The 13,322-nt window shown below is 35.6% G+C and carries 13 protein-coding genes; 10 read left to right on the top strand and 3 right to left on the bottom strand.

The features are described 5' to 3' along the window. Positions 1-228: 228 nt before the first annotated feature. The 4 genes from BN3107_RS07320 (at position 229) to BN3107_RS07305 (ending at position 3,996) form a co-directional block, all read left to right on the top strand. The gene (locus BN3107_RS07320) at positions 229-564 is read left to right on the top strand and encodes a PilZ domain-containing protein (RefSeq protein ID WP_058306956.1); all 336 of its coding nucleotides are present in this window, start codon (positions 229-231) and stop codon (positions 562-564) included. Positions 565-959: 395 nt separating this feature from the next. Next, on the top strand, positions 960-2,117 hold the full coding sequence (locus BN3107_RS07315; RefSeq protein ID WP_058306955.1) for a zinc ribbon domain-containing protein: 1,158 nt from the start codon (positions 960-962) through the stop codon (positions 2,115-2,117). Positions 2,118-2,181: 64 nt separating this feature from the next. Then, entirely contained in the window at positions 2,182-3,312 is a 1,131-nt protein-coding gene (locus BN3107_RS07310) for a S1C family serine protease (RefSeq protein ID WP_058306954.1), read from the top strand. A 21-nt stretch (positions 3,313-3,333) separates the two neighbouring features. Next, positions 3,334-3,996, top strand: a complete 663-nt coding sequence (locus BN3107_RS07305; protein WP_058306953.1) for a hypothetical protein — start codon at positions 3,334-3,336, stop codon at positions 3,994-3,996. 128 nt (positions 3,997-4,124) lie between these two features. Here BN3107_RS07305 and BN3107_RS07300 read toward each other — a convergent pair whose 3' ends face one another. Then, positions 4,125-4,571: a hypothetical protein gene (locus tag BN3107_RS07300; RefSeq protein ID WP_058306952.1), complete on the bottom strand. Its 447-nt coding sequence runs from the start codon at positions 4,569-4,571 to the stop codon at positions 4,125-4,127. Between the two features lie 282 nt (positions 4,572-4,853). On the opposite strand from BN3107_RS07300, the gene BN3107_RS07295 reads away from it, so the two are divergent. From BN3107_RS07295 to spoVAE, 4 genes are all read left to right on the top strand, one after another. Continuing rightward, a complete protein-coding gene (locus tag BN3107_RS07295; RefSeq protein ID WP_058306951.1) occupies positions 4,854-5,303 on the top strand; it encodes a YhcN/YlaJ family sporulation lipoprotein in 450 nt (149 codons plus the stop codon). A 14-nt stretch (positions 5,304-5,317) separates the two neighbouring features. Continuing rightward, positions 5,318-5,761 (top strand): stage V sporulation protein AC, encoded by a 444-nt coding sequence (gene spoVAC / locus BN3107_RS07290; protein ID WP_058306950.1) that lies wholly within the window; start codon positions 5,318-5,320, stop codon positions 5,759-5,761. Next, complete coding sequence (gene spoVAD, locus BN3107_RS07285; RefSeq protein WP_058306949.1) at positions 5,758-6,762, top strand: stage V sporulation protein AD; 1,005 nt, start codon at positions 5,758-5,760, stop codon at positions 6,760-6,762. The genes spoVAC and spoVAD overlap by 4 nt, the downstream gene beginning before the upstream one ends. 238 nt (positions 6,763-7,000) lie before the next feature. Further along, entirely contained in the window at positions 7,001-7,351 is a 351-nt protein-coding gene (spoVAE, locus tag BN3107_RS07280) for a stage V sporulation protein AE (protein ID WP_058306948.1), read from the top strand. A 1,535-nt stretch (positions 7,352-8,886) separates the two neighbouring features. On the opposite strand, the gene BN3107_RS07275 is transcribed toward spoVAE, so the two are convergent. After that, positions 8,887-9,870 carry a zinc-binding dehydrogenase gene (locus tag BN3107_RS07275; RefSeq protein WP_058306947.1) on the bottom strand — a complete coding sequence of 328 codons (984 nt, stop codon included), beginning with the start codon at positions 9,868-9,870 and terminating at the stop codon, positions 8,887-8,889. Between the two features lie 17 nt (positions 9,871-9,887). Next, positions 9,888-10,346 carry a DUF6884 domain-containing protein gene (locus BN3107_RS07270; RefSeq protein ID WP_058306946.1) on the bottom strand — a complete coding sequence of 153 codons (459 nt, stop codon included), beginning with the start codon at positions 10,344-10,346 and terminating at the stop codon, positions 9,888-9,890. A 684-nt stretch (positions 10,347-11,030) separates the two neighbouring features. On the opposite strand from BN3107_RS07270, the gene ilvB reads away from it, so the two are divergent. Together ilvB and ilvN are read left to right on the top strand one after the other, a co-directional pair. Then, positions 11,031-12,764, top strand: coding sequence for a biosynthetic-type acetolactate synthase large subunit (gene ilvB, locus BN3107_RS07265; RefSeq protein ID WP_058306945.1), 1,734 nt, complete (start codon positions 11,031-11,033; stop codon positions 12,762-12,764). Beyond that, positions 12,761-13,282 (top strand): acetolactate synthase small subunit, encoded by a 522-nt coding sequence (gene ilvN, locus BN3107_RS07260; RefSeq protein WP_058306944.1) that lies wholly within the window; start codon positions 12,761-12,763, stop codon positions 13,280-13,282. Before ilvB ends, ilvN begins: the two co-directional genes overlap by 4 nt. Positions 13,283-13,322 lie beyond the last annotated feature (40 nt).

The following is a 13,322-nucleotide window of genomic DNA, read 5'->3' as shown; positions in this document are numbered from 1 at the left end:
ATACCGAGTTACCCCCTATATAATATTTGCTTTGCCGATAGAAAAATATTTGGTAAACGCTATTGATTATCCCAAACAATTTAATTAATGTAAAGCGAACCGCAAAATAAGACATATTTTTCACAAGAATTAACGATAATTTTTTCATTTCGATGTGGATTCGACAATTTCATCACTTTTTATGATATAGTATAAATCAATCTAGTAGTCATAAGGGTGAATTGTTCCATGCATTATAAAAGAAACGAGGCATTCCGTTATCAATTCAAAGAAAATATTACAGCAGAAATAACAATGGAAGGACGAACTACTCACGCAATTACAATTATTGATGTCAGTCCAAAAGGAATGAAACTTCGATGCGCAGAAAAAATACCAGTAAATTCAAATATATGTATTAAATATAAAATATTAGAAGGCAATTTACAAGTTAACGGATTAATTGTATGGCAAATAGATTATGGAGAGTTTTATTTATACGGGGTTTCTTTAGAGGATAGTGAAACATATCAAACACAATTAATAAAAGAATTAAAAAGACTTGCCAAGACAAAACCTCAATAGGCACTATCCTATTGAGGTTTTTATTATAAGCTTGGATTAAAATTTCACACATAAATTAAAACTTATTAGAACGTTAGTGTCCATTTATCCCCCATTAGATTCTTTGCTAAAGCTTGAATTGGGTTGTACGAACCATTTGATCTTAATAAAAACTATTTAACTCGGTCAAATAGACTAAATCCTATACAACCGATCAAAATAACAAAACATAAAATTCCAAAAATTGTAGACTCCACAATAACACACCTCTTTTTCATAAATCATTAATATTTATAGTATACCTAAAATGCTCCTTTTATTAAAGAAGATTGTTCATTATTTATAAAGATTTTTCCAATTTCATGCTATAATATAAAGTAAGACTTGATATACTTTGCAGAAGGTGAGGTTTTACATTGTCTTTTTGCCCTAAATGTGGTGGCCAGGTTCAAGAGATTGAAACATTTTGTGTATCTTGTGGCAAAAGGCTTCCTGAAGATTTAAAGAAAAGAAATATGCCTGAAAAACCTACAAAAAAATGGTGGTTTCTTCCTGTTCTGTCTATAGTAATTGCTTCAATTATATTATTTTCTACATATTTATTTACAACTTATCAATCTGATAGAGCGCTAGCATATTATCAAGAAGCAGAGGAAATGGCTTTAATAGGAGATTACGAACAAGCAAAAGATTTATTGCAGCAAGCACTGCAATACAAAGAAAAATTCCCATCAGCAAGAGAAGTCTTGAATTTCTTGCAAGTGGCGTCAGATGTAGAACACAATTTACAAAAAGTGCAACAACTAAATGAAAATAAAAATTTTTCTGAAGCATTTGATGCGATTCGTCAATCGGAGAATGAGCTAGAAAAATATAATGGCGATTTAGTTGATCAAATGACAGAAAAAACAATTTCCAGAAAAAGTCAAACATTGTTAAATCAAGCTTCTTATAAGCTAAATAGTGACCCTACTATAGAAGATTTAAAGTCACTAGTTTGGGAAACAAAGGATTTATCACATGAACAAGCACCTGAGTTAATAGAACAAGTACATCAAAAGTTAGTGGCAATGACGTATCAAGAAGCAACTAGTTTGTTAGATAATCTTCAATTCTCTCATGCCTTACGTACTATTGAAGATACATTAGCGGTTATCGAAAATTCTGAACAATTGGAAAGTCTAAAAACCACAATAAATAAAGAAAAGACAGCTTTTGAGTCGGCACAAGAACAACGTATTGAGCAAGCACTTTCGATATTTGAAGAAGAACAAGAATTAAATGAAAGTCATGCTATCGAATTAATTGATATCCAATTAAAAACGGAAGATGAAAAGTGGCTAATTAGTGGTCAACTTAAAAGTGTCGCAACCGTACCTATTCACTCTATTTTAGTTAGTTATTCCATCACTGATAAAAGCGATGAAGTGATCTTAGAAAATGAAGTCTATGTCTATCCGGAGACACTTTATCCAGACGAAACTGGAAAGTTTGAATTTACTCATTTTGATGCCAGTACAGAAAATTCTAGACTAACAGCTAAAGTAGACGAAATAACATGGTATCTTGAATAAAACGATACTTCATCATTGGGAGTATTACGGACAATTACACCGTGATAAACAACGGAGGAATATGATGTACAAAAAGAGAAAATATATCCCTGTTTTTTTGTCTATTCTCATTTTGCTTGCAACAATAATTATCGCCTTTATTCATTTTCGTGATTGGCATAATCAACCATATTTATTAGATAATACACTTGCAACCAATATAGAAAATAGTCAAAATCAAATTAATTTAAAAAATATTATTCATGAATCCCAAAAATCTGTGGTACAAATTGAAACAGCTAATGAAACAAATAGTAAAACGGGATCTGGCTTTGTTATTAATAATAATGGTGATATCATTACAAACGCTCATGTTATTGAAGAAGCAGACTCTATTGTAGTAATGTTATCTAATGGAAGGCAATATCCTGCGGCAATTGTAGGCATTGGTAAAGAACAAGACTTTGCTGTTATTAGAGTGCCTGAATTAAACCATTTAGATCCTATTACAGTCGATTCAGAATATCAAGCAGAAATCGGAGATGAAATAATAGCTATTGGTAGTCCTGTAGGCATCCAAAATAGTGTTTCCTTAGGTTTGATCGTTGGAACAGATCGCTCTTTTACGATTAACGATTTTCAATATGAGGAAGTATTCCAAATTTCCGCAAACATAACGTATGGAAACAGTGGCGGTCCACTTATTTTACGGGATAGCGGCAAAGTTATTGGCATTAACTCAGCGGGTATTACAGATACTGATATTGGTTTTAGTATACCAGTGACACAAGTTAAAGATCAGGTAGCTGAATGGATTGACGAGGCAAATAGTGAAAAACTAGAATATCTACCCGCTGCTGGACAACAAATTGATCAACAACAATTAGAAGAAGATGCCTTGTATCTTGTTGATTATCTAATTGATAATATTTCTTTGAGAGATTATGTGAATGCATACTCTCTGTTTGGTAGTGAATATCAAAGTCAGACAAGTTATACTGAATTTCGTCAAACTTTTCAATCTTTACTTGGTTTAAATGCTAAAGAAAAATCAATCATCGAAAAAAAGAACGATACAGTTCAAATTAAAATAGATATGGAAGTGACAGCAAGAAATGAATCATATCAAGAAGTAAAAGAAAATAAACAATATACCATAGTAGTTGGATATGAAAACGATCAATTAAAAATATTACAAATGTCAACTTCATCTTAATATAGATTGGAGGTGGTTTTTTTGAAGAAACTGATTTATTTATTGCCTTTTCTCTTAATAGCTTGTAGCAACCAGGAATCCGAGCCTATGATAACAAAAGAAGAACCCCATGAACCTGTTGAAGAAATGTTAGAAAAAGAAGAAGTCTCAGAGACACCTCAAGAAAAGCAAAACTTTGAAATAGAATTTGTTTTGGAAGATGAAATCATTACATTGAATACTAAAAATATTACAATCCTAGACGCATACCTAAAAACCGTAAAAAATAAACAAAAATCGATTTCAAATATGGAGTTAGAAAAACTTGATATGGATAGCCTCTATTTATTAGCTTTTAATTGCAGTGAGAATACCTGCTCCTATCTTCTACTAGATAGAAACGAACCAAACCGTTCCTTTCTAATAGACGACTTAGTAAATATAAAAGAAGTAAGCTATTCTCCTAAGCAGTCGAAGCTGTTATTTATAATTGAAACTTATCATACAGATACATATAAAATTTTTGATTTAGATGATTGGACACCGAAGTCTTATGAACCTAAACTTTCAGAAGAATATATTAGAATTGATAATAAAATCTGGGTTGATGAGGAGACTGTTAAGTTAGAATACCAACATCTATCAGATAGCAGCACTAACCATGAAATGACATTGAAGCAAAGTAAAGAACAGTTATTTGAATAGTCCATTTAATTTTAAAAAAATGTGCTGGAAGCAAAAAATTGTGTAATTAGTAAAAAAACAAACGAAATCGAAAAACTATTCGATTTCGTTTGTTTTTGTGTGGTAAAGAATTTTCCAATGCTAACTCTTTATTTAAACTTTATTTCACTTTCTGTTCTAATATCTATTCTTTGTTCCTCTATAAAAAATTGTGTATGCACATAGACTTTATGTACACCTTTATCAAGCGCTTGAAATTTAAGAGGTTCTTGCGGATGATACTGTAAACCAGGCTCCATTTGTTTTGATATTGGACTGCCTGTAAAAACTGCATTATCAGCATTAATAGTTACTTGAGTAAGCGGTGTACGATGCCTCAGCATAATGGCCTCTTGTCCAATGTATTCAATTGACCTCAATACTTGAAAACCTTCTTCTGTTTTTTCGATTCTAATATGTACAATAAAATCCTCATATTGCTCCTCAATCTTGACTGTTTTATCTAAAGATGTTTTTTGAATATCCTTAAAAACAAACAATGAGATTGCCCCAATACAAGCGATTAAAGCGATGACAATCGTGATCTTTTTCCACATCTGTCACTCCTCCTCGCTACTCTTTTTTTTAAAATAAGACTTGAATCAGTAGAAGTTTTACCCTCCTACTGATTGTTAACGTTAATTATTAGGATGTTAGCCTCTCGCTCAGCTTCTTTGCTAAAGCTCAAATCCTTTCATTTCGGATATTACAGACGTTTACCCCGTGATAAATATATAGACGAATTAATTACTCCATAGGTTTCATTTATGATGTATACTTTCTTCAAAATTCTGCAAGATATAGATATAGTTTATCAAGCAACAGGAAGGAAGTAAAAAATGAAACAGTTACACATAGTACTTTTTTTCATTTTGATGAGTTTAGCAGCATGTAATAATCCTGAACAAACTACCCAGAATAATTCTTCAGACATAGTGATGCTAAATTCTGACACACCAGCTACTTTTGAACAAAATTCCATTCCTAGAATAGCACAGTCCTATTTAGACGACCAATCAAATGGTATTTCTACCTACAGAGCAATTCATGTAAATGACCAACTTTTTGTAGCATTTAATGCTACTCCATTAAAACAAGCTACTGAACAAAAGGTGGAAAAAAAGGTAAAAAATGATCTAAAAACACTTACAAAGATTAACCATATTCATGTAACATCCGATCAAAAATTCTTCATGGAACTAACAAAACTTGAGAATGAAAAACTAACAAAGGATGAAACAATAAAACGCCTAAAAAAGCTTGAAAAATTATCCAAAGAACAAACCTAACGGAGGATTCAATAATGAAATATAAAGACTATGAAAAAACGAAAGAGCCTAAAAGACCACTAATTAAAAACTGTAGTAAAGCATTCTTAGTTGGTGGTTTCATTTGTGTTATCGGGCAAGCAATTTCAACCTTTTATATGTATTTTTTCGAATTTACTGAACAAACTGTGGGAAACCCGACTGTCGCTACATTAATATTTATAACGATGTTACTTACTGGTTTTGGTTATTATGATCGCATCGCCCAATTTGCAGGCGCAGGCACCGCCGTCCCCGTTACTGGTTTTGGTAATGCTGTTATATCAGCTGCGATTGAACACAGGACGGAAGGTTTCGTTCAAGGCGTGGGAGGAAATATGTTTAAACTAGCTGGATCTGTAATATTGTTTGGGGTTTTTTCAGCTTTCATAATTGCTCTTATTAAAACAATCTTCTCTTATTTAGGTGGTGCAGCATGATTTCTGGTAAACAAACAATGGTATTTGAATCCCCTCCTTCTATACTCTCTACAGGAGTTGTAGGTGGTCCCTTTGAAGAATTAGGTAATATTCCTACTGACTTTGATTATTTTTATTCAGATCAATGGATGGATGAAAAATCGTTTGAGCTTGCGCATCAACATATGATAGAAGATGCATGTCATTACGCGATCGAGAAGGCAAATTTAGAAACAAGTGACATCCAGTTTTTCTTGCATGGCGATCTTATCAATCAATTAACACCATCTAATTTCGCTGCCAAAAACTTAGCAATTCCTTATTTAGGTCTTTTTAGCGCCTGTGCAACCTCTATGGAAGGTTTAGCTTTATCTGCATTAATCATTAACCAAATGAAAACAGGCTATATTATAACCGGAGCTGCTAGTCATAACTCTGCTGTAGAAAGACAATTTAGATATCCAACAGAATATGGCAGTCAAAAACCTGATACTTCACAATGGACGGTGACTGGAGCAGGTGTCGCGATAATTTCCTCCAATGGAAGCGGACCTAAGGTTACTTCAGCAACCATAGGTAAAGTGGTGGATCGAGAGCTAAAAGATCCATTCAATATGGGAGGTGCTATGGCTCCGGCAGCTTATGACACAATCACAAGACATTTAAAAGATCGAAATTTAGAAGCAGATTATTATGATTATATAATCACCGGTGATCTAGCAAAAATAGGAAGAGACATTTGCCTCGATTTATTTGAACAAAACAAAATAAATATAAATAGAAATCAGTTTGTTGATTGTGGTTTAACCATTTATAAACCCGAACAGCAGGTTTTTGCAGGTGCTAGTGGTGCAGCTTGTTCTGCTATCGTTACTTATGGTCATTTTTTCAATAAATTAAAGAAAGGTGAATGTGACCGGATTTTAGTTGTTGCCACAGGTGCTTTACTTTCTCCATTAACTGTTCAACAGAAACAAACTATTCCATGTATCGCACATGCAGTTTCTATTGAAAATATATAAGAAAAGCGCAGAGCGCCCGCTTAGAAACGTAGCGACTGGAGCGAATCGACTGAGATAAAGGAATCACGGTGAGCTTGCGAACCGATGATGACTTATCATAGGGCGATTTCGTGAAGTCGCCTAGTTTCTGGCGCTCGGAGCTAGACATGACGCCGATTATATACTTTCATATATAAAGCGTTACTTCAATGAACGAGATAAACTAAGTCATTAGGGATGTTAAAAGAGGTGATAATTAATGGTGTTTTTATGGGCTTTTATTGTTGGTGGACTAATTTGCGTGGTCGGACAACTCTTACTGGATGTGGGGAAACTCACTCCAGGTCATACGTTAAGCATATTGGTTGTAGCTGGTGCTATTCTTGATGGCTTTGGTTTATATGAACCGTTAATTGATTTTGCTGGTGCTGGTGCTACGGTACCTATTACTAGCTTTGGTAATTCCCTTGTACATGGTGCCTTAGCTGAAGCAGAAAAACATGGCCTAATAGGGGTTGTCACAGGTATGTTTGAAGTAACAAGTTCTGGTATCTCTGCTGCTATTATATTTGGAATGATAGGCGCTATTTTTTTCAAAGCAAAAGGCTAAATCTTTTAAGAAATATCGATATACTAATTTAATACCATTACAGTAACAAATGAGATTATGACTATAGCTGAACATAAGAATGATTATACGACATAACACAGGTGACAATTATGAGATTTTATAACTGCGTAACAATTGCTTCGGCTTGTCCGCTTCCCTTTCCACGGGTTTTTCTCCTCAGCTAACTTTGGTAAGCAAAGACCACTTACCAAAGTGGATCTTCGGATAAAAACATCCCGCAGGAGTGGAAGCGGACGCCTGCGCTTTTTAATACTCTACAACTAAAGCAAGAATAATCATGTTGGCGTATATACTATTTCCCATCAATTTATCATTAGATTACTTATCAATGTTATCAATATAAGCTGATTTATTGTCAAATTGTAACAATCCAAAATATTAGCACTTGCAATAGTTGTAGAGTCCGGCTAAGCGTAGGCGGCCACTTCTACTCCTATGGGATTCTTTTTTCTGAAGATCCACTTTTCCATGCGTTTTTTGCTTGGAAAAGTTAGCTTAAGGAAAAAGCCCATGGAAAGGGAAGGTCGGGTAGATGGCAGGCGCGCGCATTCAATAGAACCACGTTTCCTGCAGCCCCCATACGATCCCGGACGGTCGGATTTCCCGAGTCCGGTTCTGACACTGGGTTTCTATCGCTATATAAGCCTTCCTTATGTATCCCAGGTTTAAATGCTGACACGCATGTTCACCCATTGATACATAAGTTTACTTATATGCTAGTCTTATGCCAATCATTCAACAGACTCTGTGTTCTGTTTATTCTTTGACACGGACGCCCAGTCGCCCAGAGGTCCTTCGCTCTACTCTGGTGTTACCTTTGTAGAAGCTTCATTCCATAAGCTTAGAAAGGCATTACCCTTTCCTCTTCGCTACTACGACCTCATGCGTCCATCCTAAATCCTCCTAACCATTTTCGCTTGTCACTTATATGGTTGGTCTTTGCTGGTTGTTGTCATCCCAGCTGGAAGTAGGACTTTCCCGTCGTTATCTCTGAAAATCTTTCTCTAGATGCCAGAACCCCTACTCCGGCTGCTTCTATGGTGCTCTTGACCGTTACTTCCCATAGAACATCGGCCTTCCCCATTGCCCAACCAGGTCGGCGCATCACAGACATCCCTTCAACAGCTTCTGAAGGGCGCTCGATTTCGGAGCTGCAGTATTCGTTAAAGCCTTCTAGCCTCTAGATTTGCTCGCCACTCTAGCTGTTCCGACCCATACTCTCTCTGCGTAAAGTTGAGCCGCAGTGACTTTTACTTCCAAGCAGAACGTGACTCGTTACCTCACCACGCATTGGATATACTAGTCATCCGAACCGGTCAATTGATGACAGGAGACTTTCACTCCATTAGATTCTCAGCCTTGACGGCTACTCCTGGGCAAGCCGAAGCGGTTTTACGCACACAAATCATTTCATAATTACCAACAAAGATATATCGAATAATCCTGCTTTTATGCATTGTAAAAATCGAATCATTAACTTATTTTCACCCTGTGTCGCTCTCTCACTTTCGGTGTTATTTTGCAAAGTCTATATATACCTTCCCTAGTTGTTCTTGTGAAGCTAAATAAGAAAATGCTTGATCTATTTGATCGAATGAAAATCCTTTGTCCATTATCGGACTGATTTTATATTCTTTTATCAGTTTAATTAACTCGTGCAGCTCTTCCCTGCTCCCCATAGTAGAGCCAATTAATTTATATTGACCATAGAAAAATTGTCTTAAATTAAACGTGAATTCATCATTTGTCGAAGAGCCATAAGTTACGATGCGTCCTCCCTTCTTTAATACTTCTAAAGATCTGTTAAATGTAGCGCCCCCTATACTTTCAATCACCATATCTATTTGTTCATCCGCTAATTCACTCTTCCAATCACCCGTTGTTAATACGCCACGGTCAAAACCCAACTTTTCTGATTCTTTAAGCTTTTTCGGATCTCTGGAACTGGTAATGACTCTTGCCCCTAGTGCTTTAGCCATTTGAATTATAAAAGAGTTTACTCCCCCACCGACACCTGGTATAAATAATGTTTCACCTTTTTTTATGTTACCTTGCGTAACTAAAGCGCGATAACCTGTCAATGCCGATAAAGTAAATACACCTGCTTCCTCCCATGAGAAATGCTTTGGCTTCTGTTCAATAAAATCTTCATGTATTAGAATTTTATCAGCAAATGTACCGGCAAATGGCACACCTACTATCTCAAAATCTTTTGGCGGTGCCTCCGATTTATGATACCAATTCAAACTAGGATTAATGATTACCTCATCTCCAATTTGAAAACGAGAAGCATTATCTCCCATTTTTTCAATAATTCCAGCACCATCTGAACCTAAAATGAAGGACTTGCCTTTATCCTTAACTCGATCTTTTAACATTAAATCACGATGATTTAATCCTGCTACTTTTAATTTAACCAATACTTCGTTGTCTTTTGGGCTTCTCTCTGGAACATCTCTTAAACGATATTCTCCGTCTATTACAACATAAGCTTTCATATCAAATTCCACCTTCCTTATTTATGTAAAGGAACATTTGCAGTAATGCTCTCTTTTAATAATCGTTGCATTTCGCCAATCCCTTTTGTCCCTAATAATGGAAACTGAATCGAATCCGCGTGCGAAAATGTGTTATTAATAATTGGACGATATTTTTTTCCAGTTAATACGATGATATCATTAAAATGTTCCAGTTTCTTTTCTTTTAGCTGCCGTTGCAAAGTCTTAACGGAAACCACTTCAGGATCATTTGGTCTAAACGTAACATCATAGTTTTCTGGAACCTTATCGCTCGGTAACAATAAACCGTGTTTACCTGAAATAATCACCCAGTTATTAAAATAGTTCGTTACATATTGCTGACATAAATTATGGAGTACACCGATATAAGCAAATTGTGCTTCTGTCTCAGTCGCGTCAGGAAACTTATCCCATATTTTCTTTTTACCACAAGGTATAATACAAAGTTGTTTCATCTAATCCCTCTCTTTTGTTTGTACCGTTAATTATACAAAATTATAATTAGAAAGAAAAACAAGCAATTTGTTAGAAATAGTTACAGGAAACGAAATGTAGATAACAGCAACGTTGTAATCGCTTACCGTTATTACTTGCATAAATAAATGTCAGAAAATTATTAAAAAACGGTTGACCAAACGCGATTTTGGTTGTATTATTGTCGTCAATCAGATATTTCTGAAAAGTTAATCATTTTCAAAAAATACCTGTAGACAGGATATAATCAATCGTATAGTATAAACTATAGAAGGTTCATTATAAATTCAAAAACGAAGACGGGAACAAAAGAACAGGACCCTGTATTAATAGAGAGCCAAGGACGGTGGAAGCTTGGTAATACACCCTATTCTGATTACTCATCCCTGAGTGTTATGTTGAAAAGATTTCTTAGTAAACATAACCAGGTGAAGCATTCACCTGTTATCAAAATGAAGCTAATCCTTAGTTAGCTTCACAAGGCAATATTTGTAAAAATATTGCGAATCAGGGTGGTACCGTGAAAAGAAAGGCCTTTTCTCCCTTGTTTATTGCTAAATAATAGCAATTACAAGTTAGAAATGGCCTTTTTTCTATATATACTCTAAAGATTATAAAGATATCAAATAGAAAATACTATACTCTACAATTTAGGAGGGATTAGAATGGAAAGAACACAAAAGCAAGAACAATCAGTAGCAAAAACAAAAGAACCGAAAACAGGTGCTGATCTACTTGTCGAATCGTTAATCAACGAAGGTGTTGAGACTTTATTCGGTTACCCTGGTGGAGCCGCTTTACCAATATTTGATGCGCTATACAAAGCACAAAACTCTTTTGATCAAATTCTAGCACGTCATGAACAAGGTTCGATTCATGCTGCCGAGGGATACGCTAGAGTGTCTGGTAAACCAGGTGTTGTAGTTGCTACTTCTGGTCCTGGTGCAACAAACCTTGTGACAGGAATTGCAGATGCGATGATTGACTCCTTACCTTTGATTGTAATTACCGGTCAGGTTGCCCAAGGTGTAATCGGAACGGACGCCTTTCAAGAGGTTGATGTAATGGGAGTGACTACACCGATTACGAAACATAACTATCAAGTACGTGACGTTAAAGAGCTACCAAGAATTGTGAAGGAAGCATTCCATATAGCAACAACTGGTAGACCTGGACCCGTTTTGATTGATATGCCTAAAGATATCTCGGCAGAAGTAATTGAAGCAGAATTTCAAGCAAATGTGGAATTAGATTTACCTGGCTATCAACCAACAACAAAACCTAATCCACTACAAACCAAAAAATTAGCAGAGGCAATCGGAAACGCTAAAAAGCCAGTATTATTAACTGGAGCTGGGATCCTGTTCGCTGAAGCTTCCGAACAGGTTAAAGAATTTGCAGAAAAGTATTCACTACCTGTTGCTTCTACCCTTCTAGGCTTAGGTGCATTCCCAGGAGACCATCCATTATTTATGGGGATGGCCGGTATGCATGGGACATATACTTCAAACACTGCGCTTTATGAATGTGATTTACTAATCAACATTGGAGCTCGTTTTGATGACCGTCTAACAGGGAAATTAACTTCTTTTGCGCCAAATGCAACTGTTGCTCATATCGATATTGATCCGGCAGAAATCGGTAAAAATGTTCCAACCGATATTCCGATTGTTGGCGATGCCAAAGAAGCATTAACAAAATTATTAACACATGATATTAAACAACCAAAACATGATGAATGGCTTGTTCAGATTCATGAAAACAAAGAAAATTATCCGTTATGGTTTAATACTCCTGATCAAGATATGATTGGTCAATGGGTGATTAAGAAAGTCCATGAAGCAACTAAAGGAAATGCGATTGTCACCACAGATGTTGGTCAACACCAAATGTGGACTGCCCAGTATTATACGTTTACACAACCAGATCGTTGGGTTTCATCCGGTGGTTTAGGAACAATGGGATTCGGTTTTCCTGCAGCAATCGGAGCACAATTAGCAAAACCAAACGAGACAGTTGTAGCTATTGTAGGTGACGGTGGATTCCAAATGACTCTGCAAGAATTATCTATCTTGCAAGAAAAAGGATTACCTGTAAAAGTCATTATCGTTAATAACCAAGCATTGGGTATGGTAAGACAATGGCAAGAAGCATTTTACTCTGAACGTTATTCCCAATCCATCTTTAGCATCCAACCTGATTTTGTAAAATTAGCAGAATCCTATAACATCAAAGGAATGCAACTTAAAACACAAGATGAATTCATCAAAGCATTGCCTGAAATTTTCGATTATGAAGGCCCTGTAGTTGTTGATGCTCGTGTCCTTCAGCAAGAAAATGTATTTCCAATGATTGCTCCAGGTTCAGGAATAAATGAAATGATTGGGGTGAAACCATGAAACGAATAATTACAGCAACTGTTAGAAATCGAAGTGGTGTTCTAAATCGAGTAACTAGTCTTCTTCAACGTCGACAGTTTAATATTGAAAGTATTTCTGTTGGAAGAACGGAAACTGAAGGTATGAGTAAAATGACTTTTGTGGTCGATGTCGAGGATTTTCAAAAGCTCGAACAAGTAACCAAACAATTAAACAAACAAATTGATGTTATTAAAGTGTCTGATATCACCGACAAAGCGATTGTGGCTCGTGAATTAGCTTTAATTAAAATTGTGAGCAATAGTCAATTACGCGCAGAAATTCAAGGTATTATTGAACCATTCCGTGCTACCATAATCGACGTAAGCAAAGATAGCTTATCGATTCAAGTAACAGGAAAACCAGATAAGGTAGAAGCATTAATTGAATTGTTGAAACCATATGGCATTAAAGAGTTAGCAAGAACTGGATTGACTGCTTTTGTTCGTGGTCATCAACCGAATACACAAGATGGCAGTTTTCAATCCCTATTAGGTTAATAATAAGTAAAATTATTATATAAAAAATACAAATTATTTG

The sequence above is a fragment of the Gracilibacillus massiliensis genome, assembly GCF_001458115.1.
Lineage (GTDB): Bacteria > Bacillota > Bacilli > Bacillales > Amphibacillaceae > Gracilibacillus > Gracilibacillus massiliensis.
Note: the sequence above shows the minus strand (reverse complement) of the source record. Positions and strands in the feature narration are given on the sequence as shown.

Bases quoted from the DNA above. Each gene is read 5' to 3' on its own strand.
- BN3107_RS07320 (WP_058306956.1), top strand. From the start codon at position 229: ATGCATTATAAAAGAAACGAGGCATTCCGTTATCAATTCAAAGAAAAT.
- BN3107_RS07310 (WP_058306954.1), top strand. From the start codon at position 2,182: ATGTACAAAAAGAGAAAATATATCCCTGTTTTTTTGTCTATTCTCATT.
- BN3107_RS07300 (WP_058306952.1), bottom strand. From the start codon at position 4,571: ATGTGGAAAAAGATCACGATTGTCATCGCTTTAATCGCTTGTATTGGG.
- BN3107_RS07295 (WP_058306951.1), top strand. From the start codon at position 4,854: ATGAAACAGTTACACATAGTACTTTTTTTCATTTTGATGAGTTTAGCA.
- spoVAC (WP_058306950.1), top strand. From the start codon at position 5,318: ATGAAATATAAAGACTATGAAAAAACGAAAGAGCCTAAAAGACCACTA.
- spoVAD (WP_058306949.1), top strand. From the start codon at position 5,758: ATGATTTCTGGTAAACAAACAATGGTATTTGAATCCCCTCCTTCTATA.
- spoVAE (WP_058306948.1), top strand. From the start codon at position 7,001: ATGGTGTTTTTATGGGCTTTTATTGTTGGTGGACTAATTTGCGTGGTC.
- BN3107_RS07275 (WP_058306947.1), bottom strand. From the start codon at position 9,870: ATGAAAGCTTATGTTGTAATAGACGGAGAATATCGTTTAAGAGATGTT.
- BN3107_RS07270 (WP_058306946.1), bottom strand. From the start codon at position 10,346: ATGAAACAACTTTGTATTATACCTTGTGGTAAAAAGAAAATATGGGAT.
- ilvB (WP_058306945.1), top strand. From the start codon at position 11,031: ATGGAAAGAACACAAAAGCAAGAACAATCAGTAGCAAAAACAAAAGAA.
- ilvN (WP_058306944.1), top strand. From the start codon at position 12,761: ATGAAACGAATAATTACAGCAACTGTTAGAAATCGAAGTGGTGTTCTA.